At 50.8% G+C, this 20191-nt stretch carries 14 protein-coding genes; 3 read left to right on the top strand and 11 right to left on the bottom strand.

The genetic code is table 11. The annotated features are described in order from the left end of the window. Positions 1-254 precede the first annotated feature (254 nt). The 3 genes from SH451x_RS18410 to SH451x_RS18400 form a co-directional block, all read right to left on the bottom strand. Complete coding sequence (locus SH451x_RS18410; protein ID WP_479358489.1) at positions 255-3602, bottom strand: DUF6797 domain-containing protein; 3348 nt, start codon at positions 3600-3602, stop codon at positions 255-257. A 347-nt stretch (positions 3603-3949) separates the two neighbouring features. Beyond that, complete coding sequence (locus SH451x_RS18405) at positions 3950-4906, bottom strand: dihydrodipicolinate synthase family protein (RefSeq protein WP_479358488.1); 957 nt, start codon at positions 4904-4906, stop codon at positions 3950-3952. 395 nt (positions 4907-5301) lie between these two features. Then, positions 5302-6558 (bottom strand): polysaccharide pyruvyl transferase family protein, encoded by a 1257-nt coding sequence (locus SH451x_RS18400; RefSeq protein ID WP_479358486.1) that lies wholly within the window; start codon positions 6556-6558, stop codon positions 5302-5304. Positions 6559-7129: 571 nt separating this feature from the next. Here SH451x_RS18400 and SH451x_RS18395 point away from each other — a divergent pair. Beyond that, a complete protein-coding gene (locus SH451x_RS18395) occupies positions 7130-7585 on the top strand; it encodes a hypothetical protein (protein WP_479358485.1) in 456 nt (151 codons plus the stop codon). Between the two features lie 291 nt (positions 7586-7876). Here SH451x_RS18395 and SH451x_RS18390 read toward each other — a convergent pair whose 3' ends face one another. From SH451x_RS18390 to SH451x_RS18360, 7 genes are read right to left on the bottom strand one after another with little or no spacing between them, the layout of a single operon-like run. After that, complete coding sequence (locus SH451x_RS18390) at positions 7877-9031, bottom strand: hypothetical protein (RefSeq protein WP_479358484.1); 1155 nt, start codon at positions 9029-9031, stop codon at positions 7877-7879. A gap of 29 nt (positions 9032-9060) precedes the next feature. Next, on the bottom strand, positions 9061-10026 hold the full coding sequence (locus SH451x_RS18385) for a cytochrome c oxidase assembly protein (protein ID WP_479358483.1): 966 nt from the start codon (positions 10024-10026) through the stop codon (positions 9061-9063). Between the two features lie 7 nt (positions 10027-10033). Continuing rightward, positions 10034-10480, bottom strand: coding sequence for a hypothetical protein (locus SH451x_RS18380; protein WP_479358482.1), 447 nt, complete (start codon positions 10478-10480; stop codon positions 10034-10036). A gap of 56 nt (positions 10481-10536) precedes the next feature. Then, a complete protein-coding gene (gene ctaD / locus SH451x_RS18375; protein ID WP_479358481.1) occupies positions 10537-13059 on the bottom strand; it encodes a cytochrome c oxidase subunit I in 2523 nt (840 codons plus the stop codon). Continuing rightward, positions 13046-14131 (bottom strand): cytochrome c oxidase subunit II, encoded by a 1086-nt coding sequence (gene coxB, locus SH451x_RS18370; protein ID WP_479358480.1) that lies wholly within the window; start codon positions 14129-14131, stop codon positions 13046-13048. Before coxB ends, ctaD begins: the two co-directional genes overlap by 14 nt. A 19-nt stretch (positions 14132-14150) precedes the next feature. Further along, entirely contained in the window at positions 14151-15596 is a 1446-nt protein-coding gene (locus SH451x_RS18365) for a cytochrome b N-terminal domain-containing protein (RefSeq protein ID WP_479358479.1), read from the bottom strand. 13 nt (positions 15597-15609) lie between these two features. Further along, positions 15610-16086 (bottom strand): Rieske (2Fe-2S) protein, encoded by a 477-nt coding sequence (locus SH451x_RS18360; RefSeq protein WP_479358478.1) that lies wholly within the window; start codon positions 16084-16086, stop codon positions 15610-15612. A gap of 213 nt (positions 16087-16299) precedes the next feature. On the opposite strand from SH451x_RS18360, the gene SH451x_RS18355 reads away from it, so the two are divergent. Beyond that, positions 16300-17169 carry a hypothetical protein gene (locus SH451x_RS18355; RefSeq protein WP_479358477.1) on the top strand — a complete coding sequence of 290 codons (870 nt, stop codon included), beginning with the start codon at positions 16300-16302 and terminating at the stop codon, positions 17167-17169. Positions 17170-17200: 31 nt separating this feature from the next. On the opposite strand, the gene SH451x_RS18350 is transcribed toward SH451x_RS18355, so the two are convergent. Next, positions 17201-18151, bottom strand: a complete 951-nt coding sequence (locus SH451x_RS18350) for an acyl-CoA desaturase (RefSeq protein WP_479358476.1) — start codon at positions 18149-18151, stop codon at positions 17201-17203. 367 nt (positions 18152-18518) lie between these two features. Here SH451x_RS18350 and SH451x_RS18345 point away from each other — a divergent pair, with 367 nt between their 5' ends. Continuing rightward, positions 18519-20123 carry an efflux transporter outer membrane subunit gene (locus SH451x_RS18345; RefSeq protein WP_479358475.1) on the top strand — a complete coding sequence of 535 codons (1605 nt, stop codon included), beginning with the start codon at positions 18519-18521 and terminating at the stop codon, positions 20121-20123. The last annotated feature ends 68 nt before the right edge of the window (positions 20124-20191 follow it).

Here is a 20191-nt window from a genome sequence, read left to right as displayed (position 1 = left end):
ACTCTTCTTCTGGCTTGCTACGTAATACGCACCTCGAAGATGCGACTTTGCTGGCTTGAATATGAGCTGAGATTGAGTCTCAATATGGCGAGTTGGATATTTTTGTCAACACAACCTGCGAAAAATAGCTCGAATTTTTTTGCCGTATTTTACGTTGGAGTTTCCTGAACAAGTCGGTGTTTGAGCGGGCGTTGTATCGCCCCCATGTTGGTCGCGGCAACTCTCAAAGAACTTACAACAACCGAAGTATTCAATCACTCGCCTAAATTGTGAACCGTGTTGTGAATGCTGCCGCTCACCGATTTTCCAGATATGGAAATAAGCGAGTAGCGAATTTCCATGCACCATGTTGGCACGATTCCCTCAACCTCTAACTGCACCGTCTTTCCATCGCTCTGAATATCCGCAGACTTAACGGCCAGTTCCCGTTCGTCGTAATGTTGCGAACCATATTCTTCCGTCCGCCTTAACGACCAAACACGTACGGTGAAATTGGAAGGCTCGACCGACTCCGGCGCAACCGCTTCGTCGAACTTCACAACAAGCCCGGTTCTTATCGCGTGTAACTCCGTGGGGACGCAGGCCGGTTTGCCAGTGGCACGAATACGATGCAAGCCACCTGGGCTAGTTGCATCTCCGGCCCATGAAAACATTCCGCAAACGTACAATTCGTCATCTTGAGGATGGAATCGACCACGCATGATACCGGTTTCAAACGCCGGAATCGGCAACTCCACCATGCCTCCCTGACGGATTCCGCCCATATCTTCGTGCAGCACGACAAAGACCTTACCTGTTCCATACGACAGATTGAGCAAGCTTCCATCGAGAGCCCCCCATTTCTTGCTCCGCACCCACAGCAATTCGCCAGGCGATCGGTCAAATTTGTTGGTTATCCAACACAATGGCGGCTCCATCGCGCTATCGGAAGTATCTTGGACATCATGGTAGCCAAACATGTTCCCATAGAATTTCGGCTTGTCATCGGCTGCCAGCGTCACCCAGTTAATGCGGTTCTTTGGATTCCAGAATCCCTCTTGGTCCGTAACGATAAAGGATCCGTCGGGATTGATGCACACTCCGTTGGCCGCTCGAAAACCGGTGGCCAAGATGTCTGTGTTCTGTCCGTCCCGATCAATTCGTAGCAATGTACCGTGGTGCGGAACGACTGCTGGCAACGCATGTCGCCCCGACTTTGCGTAATAAAAATTGCCTGCAGCATCCACTTGCAAGCCCATCGCAAACTCGTGAAAGTGCTCGGTTACTTGATGATCATTGTTGAGGCATTCGATGAAGTCCGATTCGCCATCTCCATTCAGATCATGCAAGACGGCAAGCTGATCACGGCAGGTTAGATGAACTTTATTGTCAACGATCTTGAGTCCCAGCGGCTGAAAGAGGCCCGTTGCAATCCGCTTCCACGTTAGCTTCCCCTGCTCCGCCGCGATTTGGATCCTCCAAACGTCGCCATCCCAAGTGCATGCTGCAATACTGCCATCTTGAAAAAAGTCGAGCCCCGTGAAACGTAGTTGTGCAAGCCAAGGGTTGTCCACGGGCGCAACCAATGTATCAATCGCAAACGCTTCACTTTCGGTACTGGTCGTTACCTGCGTCTCTAACGTCTGAGGCCATCGCAGGGGGCCGCCGTTGGTGAGTCGTTCGAGATCAACGGAACGGTTTGCCGTCTGGGCGAGACTGTGCTGAGCGATGACGGCAAATTGTTCTTTGTCGAATGAATCCGCAGAGGCAGGAGAGATCCACAACGTGAACCGGAGTGGCTGCCTGCCTTTCGGAAGTTTCAGCGTTATTCGGTTTTCGGAATCCGACCAGGTCTGTCCAGCAATCGCGGGAATCGTTCCCATCGCCAACCGGTTGGTGGCAATTGACGATGTGTCGGCATAGCTTGCTTCGGCTAAGATTTTTTCGCCAGCGCTGTCAGCAATTTTAAGAACAAGATCATGTTCCCGCGGGCCGATATTAAACGTTCGTGTAAAAGCGGCTGGAAATGTTTCGTTACTGGGTAACTCGCCGAGCAACTCAAGCACATTCGCTCGCCCGATCGAGTAGGAAAGGACAACGTTGTCGTTGTAATGATAGCTGCCATGAAACTGTGCCCAATTCTTGGGTAGCGGACCATAACGTCGACCGTCACGCCCTGCGATACGGCTGTCATCGTCGAACGTACTATTGGCCGGGTTAGCCCACCCAGCCCCATTGGCATTGGCGAAAACGATTTGACCGACAATGTTTGGATGCACTCCATGCTCACCATTGAATTGGATATCTCGCCAGTCAATGAAGTTTTGGTTGCCGCTGTCCGCCTTTGCATGCCAGCCTGCAGAAACACGCATTGTATCGGTATCGAAAATCATCCATTGGTTACCACGAGCCACACCTCCTGCGCCGGAGTCTAACCGAACCGCCCTACCTTTGTAGGCAATGTTTAACGCCGCTCCGGGAGTTTCGTAGCAATGCGTTAAGAACGGTCCGTAATCCATCGCGTTCCAGGCTTCAATCGAACTGGGTTCAGGACCTCGAGAGTTACCTTTTGGTAAGCTTTCTAGGTACGCTGCTTCGATTCGAGTCAGCTGCGAGGTGTTATAGGGCTTGAGGTAGGATTCACAGATGTAGTGGATGACGTCATACTTCTGAGACGGCACCATCCAGGTTTGCGCAGGCATGAATCCAAAGCCATGCGTCAGAGTGCGATAAATAGACCACGGGTCGCTTCCATTTTTGAATTTTCCATCGGCAAACCTGAGCGAAGTTGGTAGTGAACCAAGCTGGTCCTTGGTGCCATGGCAGTTTGCACAAACGCGTCGATAAATCTGTTCGCCACGTTCCAAAGATTGAGCTCCCCAATCACGGATGAAACCTGCATGGTCGATGTCGCGCTCATACTCTGGTAGACGCACAGCGAGTAAACTTGCATGAGGCTTTAGTGCTAACGCTCGTTCGGCACCCCCATCGCGAATTTCAAATAGAAAGCGAACAAGGTCGAGAAACTGTTGGCGGCTTGTGAGTTGATTGACTTGGCCGCGGGGCATGAGCGATTCTCGGGAGATTTTGAAGTCATCGATTTCGGCTGTTTGGGTCGCAGTTTGAATTCCGTTTGCATCGCGTACGGTTATGTGTTGATCGTTTCGTTCAACGATCAAACCCGTGATGACTTGTCCGGCTGTCGTTAAGACTTGCGCAGATTCGAAACCGGGCCGGATCGATTTTGAAGGATCAAGGATCGCTTCAACGATTGCTTCGTCGGAGAATCGTGGATCTTTTTGAGCGAGATTCGGCCCGAGGAGCGATGGCGTTTCGGCGTCGGTCGCATGACATTTGGAGCAAGCCGAGGACGCTTGGTAGAAGACAACCGCCCCCCGAGCCGCATCGCCTCTAGTGCGAGCCTCTACCGCGAGTAACTCAACCGGCACAGCGTTTAGTTCACGTTCCAGATCCTGCGCATGGCTTTGTAACGAAAACACCAGCCCACAACACATCGCCCCAGCAACAACAGCAAGTCGAAAGTATTCGAGCACGATAACGCCTCGGAGGAAGTATTCGGTAGGATCGTGAATGATACATTTGCGTTCAAGATCGGTCGCCAATGCTTTTAATAGTCTATCACGAAGTCGGAGGGTGCGCTTGCATTCCCTTCGGTAGCCGCGTTCGCCTAGAACGCGGGTGAAGGCGAGTGCGGGTTGCTGTAAACGGTGGTACTGTTGGCTGGTCCAGCAGTGCATGTGACGAAACGGCAAAGATTTCTATCAAGACCCCGGCTTTTGGCGAAGCCAGCTACGATGCGAATGCAACCTCTTCCGTAGCTGCGTTCGCGCAGAACGCGGGAGATGTTGGGTGCGGGGTGCTGTCACGCAACCGGCTTCTTGGCGAAGCCAGCTACGATGCGCTTGTTGGATGCGCTTGGAAAATTGAACCATGCCGCGTGAAGGCGGTACTACGAACTTGGCTGCCTGAAGGCGGCGAGTCGGTCGAGGATCTCTTTCAGGATGGGGGTGTCGGTGTCGGGGCGGGTGGGGCTGCCGGGATAGGTTAGCGATGTCTGGATCCAACCTCGCAATTTCAAAAACTGAGCGGCATTGTGTTTGTATGCCGGAACGGGTGCGCGAAAAGCGAAAAAGCCAAGGTACTGTAACAAATCGTTCAGCTCGTAAAAACGGCGGTCGCCACGCTCCCACATGGCGTCTCGCTGCGCAAACTCTGCCGGTGCAAATGTACTAAGGCCTAACAAGTAGTCGCTGCCGTACATTATCATGTCAATCGCTAAGTCGTTGCCCGTCAGCACCAAAAATTCCGGTCTGACCGAATCGCGAAGCTGGATGCGTTGCCATTCTAACTGCCGATTCAACGACGAATGCTTGGCTCCCAAACATTCAGGAATCTTCATCAGACGTTCGTATGTATCTAAGTCATAAATCGAGCCAAACGGAGCGAACATCGTGCCAAGCTCGAACGCATAAAACCCGCCTGAATGCTCGCCGATCTTTGCGTACGATTCAACAATCTGCTCCGATGTCTGCTGCGTCAATCCATAGCTTTGAAAAATGACGGGCCGACCGCCATGCTGCAGTATCTCGTCGATCCTCTCCCGGTAACAATCAAAGTCGAAGCCGTCACCCAGCCGATCGCCAACAAAGGCTCCAGCAATAAATGGTCGCCCTGCCGTCACCTTCTGCGTCTCTCGCAAGACCTCCAAGCGTTGCTCCGAAGTGATCAAATTTCCGTAGCCTGTGTCCATGTTCACTGCTGGAATCAGTCCTGCATCGGATGTTCGCGCTACATGGTCGTTAAATCCTTGCCAATCTATCGTTAGGTCTTGTAGCAAAGGCAACAATATTGCCGACATGCCTGTGATCTTGCGGCGGTATCGGATGGGTGGGATTGACTGGTCCATGTCTTCTGCTTTCAAAGCGCTAAGTTACGATGTGGATCTTGTAGATCGCTCATTATACCGTGATCAGTAAAAGGTTTGATTGGCAGAAAACGAGAGCCAAAGCCGAATTACGACATCTAGATCGTTTTCGGATTGCTTAAGTGGAGCGTTTCGACCGGGACGATCCCGGTTGTGACTGAAAAATAGTGATACTTCAGGCTCTTTTCGATGCCGATGCGACTGAGGTGAGTTCCGCTAGGCTCCACACGCGTAGGACACAGCTCGGTTCATGCTCCGACCTATCGGCAAGCAGTTAATCTAGGCCTAATATGGAATCTCAAGTCGAGTTCAAGCGTCAATGACGCAGTGGTTACGGGCGCCGAGAGTACTACGTTTACGCTGACACGTAGCTTTCACTACGTTAAGTTGGCTTTTACAAGTTCCATCGATTGCCGTTGGTAACGCTTGACGTTCTCAAGAGCTTCTGCTGCTAAGGCCTTGGAAGCGTTCAGGTCATTTGCCATCTCCATAACGGTCTCTGGTACTTTCGATACTTGTTCCGCTTTATCAAGATCGAACAACCATTGATCAAGTCCGATATCACGCCACATATATCCTTTACTCGTTTGTTCTTCGAATCTGCAGACAATGGCTGGTATGCCACTTCCTATTGCCATGATTGGCGAATGCATCTCGCTGCCGAACAGTCCGGCACTTCGAACATAAACGCTCAGAGCTTCGTCGGGTAACCAATAGTTATCTCGCCACGTTACCAGAGGTTTGACATCAGAGGGCAACGGGTCGAAAAGCATGTGTTTCGTAACTGATATTTGCGTCATGTCTTCCGGGCAAAGCAACACTTTCTGTTTCAGCTCGCGAACGATTCTTGTTATCGCCGCACGCAGCGGAGCGTGATCATGCTCTTTCATCTCTTCGTTCCGCGCATGTCGTTTGGGGTCGAAAGCGCGATTGCTGCCAGGAATTTCCCAATAAGGTGTGTAACGAAGTCGCGACAAACAGCAGAAGAACTTTTGATCATCAATCGCATTAGCTTTGAGAAATTCCGCTGCTGTCGTATCATTGCGGATGTCAAACGCGAAGGCTGCGTCAGGAGCGAACTCCATTATAGGTGAGCTTACGTTCTGCTGTTTGGCAACTTCCAGCGATACTGAATCGCGGAAGAATACGAACCGAGCTTGACTGAGAAGTTCTGCGTCAGCGCCGGAAAAAAAGGAACCGTGTGTAATGCCGTAAACGCCATACGGCTTGCCAGTTACTTTGATGTATGCAGCGACATCTTTTGCCGCAACCAGCGATGGTCCGGAGCCATGCAAAAGAAAATCAGACCACTGAAGCGCATCCAGCAGTTCTTTGTTACTCGCTTCACCTTGCTCACTTAGCGTTCCCTGCACAATTTCCAACATAGGAAAGCGTCGATGGAGCATAGCTGCCACGGGAACAGACATATCCTTTGACGCCCAAAGTTTTACCTCTGCTTCCGGAAAATGTCTTTCTAACAAAGTCAACATGCCAGGCGTGTGTGAAATATCGCCGATATTCACTGTTTGCCATGAGGATCGCAGGAGTATGCGCGGCCTGGAAGGCTGGGAAGCACGCAATTTGGTCGAAGCGGTTGCTAGTACTGCCAACTTACCAAAGGTTCGACGTTTCATTTTCGTATTAGCCATTTCGCGAGGTGAGCGGTTCGCTGTACGGTGTGTATACCATGTCTTTTGTATTCTTTTCGGAGAGCGAAAGCAACGCATGCCGAGTGATCGTATCAACCGCTTACTAACGATTCTAGCAGTATTTCGTTGGGGTGTTGCCCGCTTCAGTCAGTTGGCAACTCCCTGAAGCGAGCAGCAACTCAGTTTAACTGGCGAAAAAATGCCGCTGCTGCGAGTTGTGAAGAAAACACGCATGTCCTTCGCACGCTGGAACCCCGTCGTTGACAAGTGTGCGCATGTGATTGGTGGAGATGGGCTGCAACGGACTGCATGAAACAGTTATGGCGGTCAGAGTGATTGGACAAGCTACGATTTCTGACAAATTTTCGACGCTCATGCATGACAACGACGGTAAAAATCATAAATTACATTGAGTACATCAGGTTGTAAGGCCACGCAAATGTTTTTGTAGGTGTGCTTGGACATCCACAGTATCGCGCCAGCGTTACGCTACTTGGCAAATTTGCGACATCAACATATTTGCGTGTGGTTTTCCGTTTGGGAGTGAAGTGACTAGATGACTTTCCGCGATGGATTTATGGGATTCGATAATGTCGAGTCTTCTTTGGACTGGCTTAAAATGAAGGCCACGGGTTCTGATTTTGTGCCGACTGTCTTGAGCAAAGAACTGACACATTTTCGTGAGCTGGCAAGCTTTGTTGACGCTACCTTTGGAAGGTCGATTGTCATGACAGTCGCCAAGCCGTCTCATGTTAGTCAAAAAGCGCGATTCGTTTTTGAGACTGCGGCTCAGAATAAGTTTCTCTTTCCCATCTTAGGGTTAAGGAAAACGGTAGTTGATCTAGCGAAGGCAGCGTTAAGTGAAGATCACCAAGGCTTGTCAGCTCAGGCTGCAATCCGACTACCGTTGCTTACCAGCTACCAAGGACTTTGTTTGACCGGTTGGATGCAGGAGGCAAAGGTGCTTACTTGTGCTACTTTTGCCAGCGTCTTACGCGACACGGGAAGGTAAGTGGCCCAGTAAAAGTGGTCCCGCGGATAAAAGCTACGCTGCGACCTGGAGGCATAGGATGTAATTGATGACCTGCAACGCACGTTAGGCGCATCCAAAAACCAGAGTAACGCGCGGCTAAAGTCTGAGGCGGGTACGTTGCGACTTCACGCTACGCGCACTCTGGAAAACTTAGTCTACGCCGTACCTGCCGGGAGGCTAACTGCTTCATCTAAAATTCATATCAAGGGCCCGGTCTGCTGCAAAACGTGGGCTCGTCGACGTATTTGGGAAACATCGTGGAAATGTAGGTCAATGGGAGTTGGCACCGGTGATTTCGCTCAGAAGGTTGAAGAACTCCATTTTTCGATCGCTACTAATTTTCCAGTCGACCGGGACGCTCTGAAAGCCTTGTTCAAAGTCTTCATCTTCCATTCGATAGTCAAAAAAACCCCAGCTAGCATGCGCGTCGACGGCGGCGATAAAATTGTTGTCGGGCTTATCGAATTCAAAATGGTCATCTTCGTTAAAAAGGATTGGCATGGGGCGATAACCAGGGATTGCTCGTGTTTGCCGTACCATTTCAGTAATACGAGTCGGATCCTTTACGCCGTTGCCGTGCAGCAAGAGAAAGTCAGACGCAAGGACGACGTTTTCCTTTGGAATGCTGCCACCGCCATAACTTGTGCCAACCATTAAGCGTCTCTCGTTCTTTACTGTGTTACGAACTCTAGTGATTAGTTCGTGAATTCGATCCGGTTTAAGAATCTCGTGATCGTAAGCCTTTACGTCGCACTCATTGTTCACTTCTACAAGTACATTGGTGTACTTGTTGTCCAGCAACCAAGTGGTGGCTGCATCAATCGCGGTGATGACAGCTGCCTCATCTTTCAGTCTTTCGTCTTGGCCAAAATAAAAGTATCCGACGATGACTACCATGCCCAATTCATCCGCGCGACGTATGACTTTGTCAACTCGTTCGAGGTACTCTGGACGGAGAGAGCCAGTTTCTGTGAATGCAGAGTTATGCCACGGTTGGCTCTTTGAATATCCCTGTGGACTGCCTCCTTGCAAATTGATGGTAATGGCCAACAAGCCATGTTTTCTCCATTGCGGCATGGCTGCTAAGAATTCAGCGAGGTTTCGTTCTGCGTCCCATAAACCTGTGTCGGGATATTTCCAGCGATCACGTGTCTCGGAGTTCAAGTCGTCGAAAGTCGCCTGGACCATTCGGCTGTTAAGCAATAACCCCTCGATCCGTTTCCCGTTCCACATCCGACCTGCATATGTGGGCGCGTCATTAAGATAAAAGTCTTCGCCTACAATCTTTACGTTTGTTGTTGTTCCCTTCGCTACGTTCGAATTTTCTTGGGAAGTTTCAGCGGCAACGGAGTCGTTGAGAAAAGACATAGCAAGAAGCGAAAGCAACGCAAAATGCCAAATCGCCAATCTGCTGAACGTATTCATTTTAGGAACTTTCATAACACCGACAGAGCTTACTTGGAGCTTGCGCTCGTATCAACAGGAAGATTGTAGCGTATTTTTCGATGAGGATTCTCTAGGGCGTTTATCCAGACTGCGAATAGGCTGGCGGCGGCGATTGCATAGACGGAACAGGCTGGCATCCACATGATAGAACCTGCGATTTGTTGGTCTTCAAGCGGTGTCAAACCCCAGTGTTCTGTCCGTCCGCGGTAAATTGGGTACCAGACGTCGGGGGCTAACGTCATAAATACTCCCAATGCTGTCGCATGCAATGAAGTGGTAAATAAGTACAGGACGCTTGCTCCCGCGCTGAGTTGTGTTCGACGAAGTGGTGTGATTGCAACTCGCCAGAAGAGGCATGCGACAAGAAAGAACATTAAGTGCTCGATATCGTGAATCAAGGGATCTGTCAAAGCAAGCTGATAGAGGTTGGGTAAATGCCAGATCCAGAGGACGGCGGTATGAAGCGCCCAGACGAATAGAATGTTCCACTGCAGAAAGTTGATTGTCTTTTGAAACGCTTGCGGCAACGATAGCCAGAACCTAGCGGCTGCTAGCCTCCAACGTTTCGGCAGTGCCCAGAGCATAACAAAGGTCGGCGTACCTAGAATGACCAGTGGTGCTGCAACAACCATCAACAGCATATGCTGCATCATATGCAGCCAGGAAAGATCGTTACTCAACGTGTCAAGCGGTGACAGAAGAGCAATGGCGATACTGACAATGCCGGCGTAAAAAGCAGTAGCCTGCCAGAGTGAAATTCCGCGTCCGCGCCCCGCATTGCGCCAAAGGCTGTGGATTCCGCGTGCGTAGATTATCGATAGCACAACTAGGTTAAAGACGACCAACGGATCGAAGTGCCATGCACGCCACCAAGCATCGCCCGCCACCAAACCACTCGGATGCGCATGTGCGACGGATGGAATGCAAGCGAGCAGGATTAGTGCTTGGAGAACCTGAGATTGCTTGGCTCGCATCGTTAGACTAACACTCTTGAAGATAGTAAAAGAGTGGTACGCTTTGGATCGCAATTATCAATATGAAGATACCGCTCGAGAGCATGCCAAAATTGGCTAGAAACTTTTGAACTACAGGCACCGGTCGAGATAGCTTTGCGCCGTTCAATCGTAGCTTCGCTCGATGGGCAATGAGAGTTGCGACGATTGCGATCGACAACGCAAAAATGCTAACAGCGATTTCGGCCCACCCAACTCGAGAGATACCTAGGAATGCGACATCGTTCCAACCGCTCACGCAACCGAATTCGGCCACAAGATACGACAGCAGCAAGTGCAACATCCAAGCCACAGCACCACCCAAGACACCAAACCAAATTAGGGTGGACTCGAAAACTTCATCGTTCGATGAAGCACCGAGGTTATCTGGTGTGTTTTCACTGTTCATCCTGTTGGCACTGCTTTCTACATGCATTGGTAGTTCCTTTGGTTGTTGCAACAATGCCGCTCATACTTTGTCGAATTCCAGCATCATGGTAATACGAAATAGACCGAAAAAATAACGATGCCGACCAGCGCTACAAAGTGCCAATAGAGTGAAGTAATCTGCAGCATTAGTAGCATGTACCCGGTCGAATCACGATATTCATGCCACATGCGATGCTGAGTTGTCCCGATTAGAAAGAGGCCAACAATCGCTAGCAGCCATGGATAGATATTGAGCAAGTAGAACAAGGAACCGTAGGCATTCTGCTGTGGAGAGACATCAGAAGTCAACATTCCTGCCAAGCTGGTTGACAAGTATATGAGCACCAACAGAAGAATAGCAGTAAAGGCGAGTTGTATCGAAGTGCGATTTTGTTTAGCAAAGGCACGCTTGACATATAGTAGAACCGGAGAGACGCAAGCAAGTGCGCCATAGCCAATTGCAAAGAGCGATATATCTGGAATACGGATATCGTCCTGCGGCCACTGCTGGGAATAGAGTCGGATGTAAAAGTAAGCGTATAACATCGCACCGAGTGCAGTACCGAAAACTGCGAGTGCGCAGACCATTCCGCACCAGGCAGTCGATCGACTGCCACTTACGAAGATGGGGATGCCTGCTTTTTCGCTTAGGTCGCTCTTGCGGAGGATTTCAAGCACGCTCTCGTTCGGTTTGAGCCAAGCAAACAGACCGCCGCCACTAATAGCGATGCCTAAAATCGCGACCAAGTAGACTTTGAAAAGTATCGCTAGGAATGTTATCACTAGGCCAATTGATACGATCAAAGGAAAGTAACTTGGGCCAGGTAAATACTGAATCGATCGCGGGGTGGCATCCACCGCGTCGGTGGTTAACGTCGCCCGCCAAGTGAGGGGGCGGCACGTTAGCGCCTCTGCAGCACGATAGGAAGACTCCGGTTCTCTAGTTTGTTGTTCGGATGTCCAGAGTGGATGTCGACTAGTAGCAACTGGTGGAGCGAGAAAGCTGAACGCCGGGGGTGGGGATGAAATACTCCATTCCAGCGAATCGCTTCCCCAAGGATTCTCTCCTGCTGGCCGTCCCTTCTTAAAACTCAAGAGTATATCGGCTATAAAAATCAAGTAGCCAGAGCCGAAGATGAAGGCTCCGACGGTAGATAGCATGTTATGACCATCAAGATTAAGTATTGCCGGATAGGTGTAGACACGCCGCGCCATGCCGAAAAATCCCATGATGTGCATGGGGAAAAACGTAACATTGAAGCCGACAAAGATCAACCAAAAAGTCAATTGTCCCAACCATGCGTTAGGCATCCTGCCGCTGAACTTCGGAATCCAGTAATACATCCCCGCCATGATCGGAAAAACAGCTCCACCGATCAGTACGTAATGGAAATGCGCAACGATGAAATAGGTGTCGTGGACTTGCCAATCGAATGGGACGATTGCGATCATCACACCAGTCATACCACCCAGCACAAAGATAAAAATGAAGCCGAGCACAAATAATAGCGGCGTTTTTAATGCTGGACGCTGGCCCCATAGCGTTGCAATCCAGGCGAACACTTGAGCGCCACTTGCCAGCGCAATCATCAGACTTGCTGCCGCGAAAAAGTTCAGCGAGAGTCCCGGCAAGCCTGTGGTGTACATATGATGTACCCATAAGCCAAAGCTTACGAAAGCTGTAACCACAACGGCGACGGTAATGTACGTGTAGCCCAACAATCGTTTGGAGAAAGTGGCTACCACCATCGAAACGATGCCGGTTGCAGGCAAGAAGATAATGTAAACTTCGGGGTGACCGAAGAACCAGAATAAATGTTGCCATAAAAGACCTGTACCACCGCGTTCTTCATTAAAGAACTGCGTTCCTGCGGTTCGGTCGAGTTCAAGCATCAGGGTTGCGATGAGCAACGTTGTAAATGCGAATAGGCTCATCAACCCGGCGGCCAGCAATGTCCAGGCGAATATTGGCATTCGATTCAAAGACATCCCAGGCGCGCGAAACTTGAGGATTGTGACTACGATTTCAATCCCTGCAACAATGCCCGAAACTTCGACAAGGCTTAAACCAAGCGCCCAGAAATCGACGCCCATTCCCGAATATTTGGAACTTGAAAGTGGAGTGTAGGCAAACCATCCAGCATCCGGGATCGCGCCCAAAAAAAAGCTCATGTAGAATATGATCCCTCCAAACAGGTACGTCCAATACGCGAACGCACTCAGACGAGGGTATGCGACGTCACGCGAGCCGATCATGAGCGGTATTAAGTACAACGCAAGGCCTTCGAGAAAAGGCACTGAGAAGAGGTACATCATGGTCGAACCATGCATGGTAAAGAGCTGATTATATAGCTCTGGCCCCATGAAAGTATTCTCGGAATATGCGAGTTGAATTCGCATCAATAGTGCCAGGACGCCTCCAATCAAGAAGAAAGCGAAGGCTGTGAGCATGAATCGAATGCCCAACGGTTGATTGTTCACGACCGAAAGAATCCCGAGAAAGCCGGGAGCGTTCTGATAAGTTTGAGTAAACTGTTCTAGGTCATCGTCAGTGATGTCTTGCACGTTGTCATTACTCAGATGCATTCGTCGTCTCCTGTCCGCGAAGGGTTAGTAGGTAAGCGACGATCGCATTGAGTTCAGCGTCAGAAGTCTCGGTCTTCGGCATTTTCGCGCCGGGCTTGATCGCTTGAGGGTCGGCCAGCCAGCGAAATAGATTTTCCGACGTATTTGGGAGCGTTGCTGCAGCAAGCGTCTGTCGATTGCCGATCAGCGTGAGGTCTGGCCCTGCTCTGCCCTTTGCTCGGGTGCCCTCAATCGCATGGCAAACACCGCAGCCATTGCGGAGAAAAGCTTGTTTGCCTAGTGAATATCCCTCATCCGCCATCGCATCGTCATCTATCATAGGCCGAAGCGGTGCGGTCGTATTCATTGCAGATGCGCGCGATCGATTTGACTCGAGCCATTGAACGAATTGTTCCGGGGGGAGTGCTTCAACTTGAAATGCCATGTGCGCATGTTGCATGCCACAGTACTCGGCGCATTGGCCTCGATAGCTTCCAGGCTTATCTGCTTGTATCCAAAATGTATTGGGATGACCGGGGATCATATCCATTTTTCCGTGTAACTGGGGAACCCAAAAGCTATGAATGACGTCCTTCGCTTCGAGTTCTAAACGAACGGGTTCACCAACGGGGATATAAAGCTCATTCGCCGTAACAATGCGATGGTCGGGATATTCGACTTCCCACCACCAGCGGTGCCCCACGACGCGAATCGTGAGTCCACCATCCTTCTGCCTTAGAGCAGTTGTTGTCGAGAGAGAATAAATCAAAAGTGGAACGAGAATCAGCAGCGGGAGGATGACGCCGCCAACCAAGATGAACGTACGACCGCTGGAGGGGGAACTTGCGGCAGTTTTCGTTTTGTAGAATATCGCGACGAAGGTGAGCAAGAAAACAGCAATTGAGTAGATTCCGAGAATGGTCAAGAGGAGCCACCATAACTGCGCTACCGCATGGGCTGCAGGGCCAGATGGGTGCAGAGCGGACTGGACGCGATCTCCTTTGCAACCAGTTGCAAAAACCACACAAAAGAGTGACAACGCGGCTATTCGGTGAAATGTAGTCAAAGAAAATCTTTTTGGAGGTTGGCTCATGGGGCAGGCGTGTGTTAAGCTACAGGCGCGTTGTTTGGACGACGAGTACGAAGGCAACTATCTGGTCTAATTCCTCTTCAGAAAGCCTGCCTTGGTACGGAGGCATGGCGACACCCGGTGGTGGTTGCAGAACATATTCGCGAAGTTCTGCCTGCGTCATTGTGCGGCGAATAGCGGCTAGATCAGGCGCGAAGCGTGGGCCGTCGCCGGCTACTGGGTGGCAACTGTTGCAACCGAATTGATGGATTAAGAGTCGGCCTTTTTCCGCTTCGGGCGGCAGCGTAATGCCAGCGGGAACTGCAGGTGGTTGGTCGCTGGGCCAAGCTGTCCAGGCTGACTGAATTCGTAAAGAGCTGAGCCCTAATATTGCGATGACGCACCCGCTTACAAATAAAGTTGCGATTGGGCGGTTACGGATCCCACGATAAGGAGTTCGCTCTAATAAAGGTAGGAAGGCTAAGAACAAAAAGATTGCCAGCGGAAACCCAACATAAAAGTAAGTCGCGATTCCAGGAGGAAGGTAAGCAGCGAGTGCGCTGAACCATGACCACCACCATTCTTCCATGGGGTAGGAACGCTCATGCAGATTGGCTTCAGGGTAAAGCCTTCCAGCACCCAGTACAAGCGTAAGTACAAGAGCGACGCCGAAGACAATAAATGCCATTAAACCTGATTTTGAAGCAGTCTCTGGAAAGAAGTTCTCGCCCCGTTCGTCGCTTTGTGCGTCGTACTGGTAGACCCGTTTTTGCTGCTTACTGGATGAAACTGGTAAGGTTCGTTCGGTTGGCGACGTGATACTATGAACGACGACAAGATACAAATGGTAGCCAATCAGCGACGTTAAGAGCAAAGGTCCGATAATCACGTGAAGCGAGTAGATGCGGCTGAGCGTCGGGCCACCAATCTCAGGTCCACCTTGCACCAATAGCACAAGCTGTTCACCGATCAAAGGAATTCGATAAAACATGTTGAGTGCGACGCGCAGCGCATAAACTCCACGCTCGTCCCATCGCAAAATGTACCCGAGCAGGGACATTGTGATCACGCCAAAGAAAAGGAAGACTCCGATAAGCCACGTTGCTTCTCGAGGAGACTTGTAGCCGCCGATCAAAATTTGGCGAAAAAGATGAAAGAATAACATCAAGACCATGAGACCGGCGGACCAATAATGCAGACCGCGTATAAACCAGCCCATCGAATCGCGAAATGTCATGTCTTTGACACTAGTGTACGCGTCTGTTGGGGAAGAAGAATAGCCCAACGTCATAGCAGTGCCGGTAGCCACAAGCACAGCGAATAGAAGCGTGAGTGTGGCACCGTCGCCGAAATACCAGGAGCCTTTCGCAACGCGGCGATCCAGCACATGGTTCCAAATCCGTGTAAGGGCAAACCTGTGTTTAATGACCGCCCATGAGGTGCTCAATCCCAACTTTTTTGCGATCCGCTTGGCGGGTTCAAAATCCATTCCGAATTTACCTTTAAACCATGGGCGGAACGGAAGATAAGTCGACCTGCAATATGCCAGCTTCGACTCGGTGGGCATAGCGATATAGCGGCCGATCAGGTGGTCCTGCCATACGATCGCCGTTCTTGCTAAATATTCCACCATGGCATGGACAGAGAAAGCAATGACTTCGTTGATCGAAGGTTACAGGGCAACCAAGGTCTGTGCAGCTTCGCGAAAATACAATAAGTTCGTTTTCGGTGCCGCGCCACACGTAAACTCCGCGCCGAAGCGCCTTGTTGGTAACTGAGTCCGGATGGTGTTGAATGATGCCTTCACTCATTTCACTAATTGGGAAATCATCCAGCAGTCCCACGTCGCGCCAACGCGGTGCCTCGCTGCTAGAGCCGATCGCATTAAATGCGTAGATGACCGTTGGCACTCCGACAACCAATCCGCCAACGATGGATCCGCCTCCGATCAAGATCGTTAGAACTTCTCTTCTTTCCATCGACTTCACTTTATAACGACTGGCGCGGAAGATGCTCTGCCACGCTTCTGACTTGACCGAATTCACTAACCGTTACACCATCGCTACGCCCCGACTTTCGATAGCGGGCATGTAGGGTTAGAGACCTGTTCTGCGTGATTGCAAATGATATACCGTTGAGTTTCACTACAAGTTACCCAACGATTTGAGGCCCAACTGGACGACGACTGTTCAATGACTTTGTTAAATAGGTGTCAGGTACACAGGATCTTTGTTGGGGCGATGTTAGTAAGCGTCATTGGGGGAGCTGCCTCGTGTGGTCGCTATTCTGATCAACGGACGGACCGGCGTGAGGAGAGTTTTGTAGCTGAACCGACGTTGATAGATCATCCGCATCGCGAAGGCATGATGGGAGGATATATCGCGAGTATCGGTCGCGACGAGTTCCATGCGGAAGCAGTACTAGAGTCGGATGGAAAGTTAACGGTCTTTATCTTGAACGCTGACGCAAATCGGCTGTGTGAAGTACATAACCAGGTGTTGACCGCGTATGCTAGGGCCGCTGAATTGCGGACGTCGGAAGTTGTAATCTTGAAACCAGCGCCGTTGGGAACCGATACCGCCGAACGGACTTCGCGATTCATTGGCCACCTTCCGGTCACCCTGCTCGAGGACTCGTTCGTACTAACCATGCCCGGCTTGCAGATTGATGGTGAACGTTTTACGGTGCGTATCGAAATGCTCAAGGAAGTTCCAAGCGGAATGGATGTGCAAATGCCCAAAGCAGCAACCGTTGATGAGGCGAAAGAGCTTTATTTAACAGCAGGTGGCCTCTATACCGAACGCGACATTGATCGGAATGATCGCATGACGGCGGCTGAAAAATACAAAGGCTTTCGGGCAAAGCACGACCCTAATCCAAATGTAGGAGAGACCATTTGTCCAATCACTGGGACCAAGGCGAACGCAGCATGCAGTTGGGTGATTGGTGACGAAACTTATTACTTCTGCTGTCCACCCTGTATCGATGAATTTGTTAGACTTGCAAAAGAAGAACCGGATCAAGTTTTTGCGCCTGAGGAATATGTTCGGCGCGCCGACTGACATCTTCATCGACTGGCTCTACAATGAGCCATTAAATAGAGTCGACGTGCTTTGTGTGTGTATTGCGTGGACCAATAACGTCCCAGGCTAAGCCGAACTTCTCTAGAAGCTTAATTGTAAGCCACGACATATCGAACTCGAACCACCGGTGTCCGTGTCGTGCGCTACGTTGGTCTGCATGATGATTGTTGTGCCAGCCTTCACCGAATGTTAGTAGAGCGACCCACCAAGAATTGCGACTACTGTCTCGAGTCTCGTAGTTGCGATAACCCCAAAGATGGCAGACGGAATTGACGGCCCATGTGACATGCAGTGTAAAAACGGTGCGCACCAAGACCCCCCAAACAATCCATGATAAGCAAAGAATGTACGATTCCCATGCCGTTGAGCCGATGAGTAAGCCATAGCCGAAACCCAACACCCCGATCACACCTGCGTGCAACAAGTAGATCCAAAGCCAGCCCAGGTACTTCTCTAGCTTGAAGTAAAAGGAATCGTGAAGCATGTCGCGAACATAGCGTTCGAAATGGTAAACCGAGTCATGCCTGCGGTCGATGATGAGCAACCAGCCGACATGCGCCCACAGAAAGTTTACGAGAGGGGAGTGAGGATCCGGTTGCGTATCGCTGTGTTGATGATGCATCCGATGGACCGCGACCCAGCGCGCAGGAGAATCTTGCAGCGTGCATATTCCAAGAATGGCGAACGTGTGCTCAAGCCATTTAGGGCACTGGAAACCGCGATGTGTTAATAGTCGGTGGTAGCCAATCGAAACGCCCAAACCGTCAAACAAGATGTGCGTAATCACGCCGACGATCAACCCACTCGTACTCCACAACCAGGGAAGCAGAGCCAGCAAGCTAAGTAGGTGGACCGCAATCAGCGAGATAGCGTACGGCCAAAAGATCGTCACCGGTTGCGCTTCATTCGGTATCGGAAGAGCTTGCGAAGCCACGTCTCGTGAAGCGTCAGAACTTGCCATGATTTGGACTAATACATTCGTTATGTGGCTAATTTGCCTCGACAACAGCAACTTAAATTAGTTCGATCCTGGCGGTTTACGACGTTTGAGCCTGACCAATTTGATGGCAATGGAATGAACGGAACGGTACAGCCGTTACGATCGTCACTTGAAGCGCGATCCAGGCCGTTTCCCTGAAAGATGTGCGCACCGTAACGACTGTAAGGATCGCGACTTACAAGGTGTAGTGATCGTGCCCGGCTCTCCGAAAGGATGTGTAAAACCCTTTCTATTAGATGCGCACGCAAAAGGATTTGCGACGATAATGCTAGCTATCAACTTCCATAGCGGATCAAGTAGAAGCATTCTCGTTTTACTTTGCTTGGTAATGGCTGTCTCTTCTGGCTGCAAAGTTGGGCCAGATTACCTTCGCCCAAGGAGTGCTGTAAACGCGGACTGGTCGTTGGTGAGTCATCCTCGTATGCAGGGAGAGCCAGCGTTACTTCATACGTGGTGGGCACATTTTCAGGATCCGAACCTCGATGGTTTGATCCACACCACGCTTCAACAAAATCTTACACTGCGCGAGGCCGGGCAACGTGTTTTAGAGGCACGTGCGCGGCGTGATGTAGTTGCTGGCAACCTGTTCCCGCAGTTCCAGGGGGCAACTGGTGCCTACAGCAAGTCCAGGTTAAGCACTTCGACAGCGAACTTCTTTACTTTTCCTGGAGTGTTCACGCCAGATATCAGGCCTGAAAACTGGTCGGTCGGGCTGGCTGCAAGTTGGGAGCTCGACTTTTGGGGACGGTATCGCCGGGCGATTGAATCGGCGGATGCGAGTCTGGATGCATCGTGCGCGGCTTATGACGAGGCTCGCGTGTTGTTACTGGCTGAAGTCGCGCAGACATATGTTGAGCTACGGACGATTGAGAACCGCATGGGGCTAGCGCGGCAAAACCTCGAGTACCAAGAGCAGACCTTGCGGATTGCAGTGCAGAAGAAAGAGGCAGGGCTCGGCACCAGTCTGGACGTGGCGCAGGCGGAATCGATCGTTGGTCAAACGGGGGCAGTGTTGCCAGATCTTGAAATTTTGAGACGTCAGGCCAGCCATCGATTATGCGTACTACTAGGTCGCCCGCCCACCGACCTTTCATTCGAGCTTGGGAATACTGGGCTAATACCACATGCACCGCACAATCTTGCTTTCGGAATTCCGGCAGATTTATTGCGACGTCGACCCGACGTACGACGAGCAGAACGCAACTTAGCAGCCCAATCAGCGAAAATAGGGATCGCGGAAGCAGAGTTCTATCCACACGTTTCACTCACGGGAAACATTGGTTATGCAGCTGAAGATTTTAGCGACCTATTCGGCTCGAGCAGCACTGCGGGACTCATTTCACCTGGATTCAGTTGGAACTTGCTCAATTACGGTCGAATCAAAAACAACGTGCGGGCTGAACAAGCTGCGTTCGAAGCACTTTGTTTTGCGTATCAGAATGCCGTTTTGAAAGCGGCGCAAGAAGCGGAAGATGCGCAGGTCGCATATGTGTTTGGGTTCGATCGCGCTGATCACTTGCTACGAGCAGTGGACGGGATCTCAACAGCAGTGATCAAATCGCAAGAGCTATACGAAGCTGGCTCAATTGACTTCGGCCGCATTTACGTGCTTCAGTCCGACTTGCTGGTGCAACAAGACGAGCTTGCGGTAGCCAGAGGGCAGATAGCGCTTAGCCTAATTGAGCTATTTAAGTCGCTCGGTGGCGGCTGGGAGAGTAATTGTTATCCGCTGGCGGGAGCAACGCAGTATAGCGCGGCGGCAAGTTATTCGCCTGTGTTAACTGAAAGTCTTCAGAACGAGCACGCGTCGATTCATCAACTGCCGCAATACCCCGAGGCGCAATCGACCGGACAAACGATGTTGATCGATCATCCGCAATCTGGTTATACGTTCGAGACGGGAACGGTTCTGACTCAAACTGCCACTCAGTGATCTCGGCCGTTGCGAAAGCGATTGGCTGATTGACCTTTGGATCGAGCTTCTTTGAATCCGTATTTGCT

The organism is Njordella aestuarii (assembly GCF_056494165.1).
Note: the sequence above shows the minus strand (reverse complement) of the source record. Positions and strands in the feature narration are given on the sequence as shown.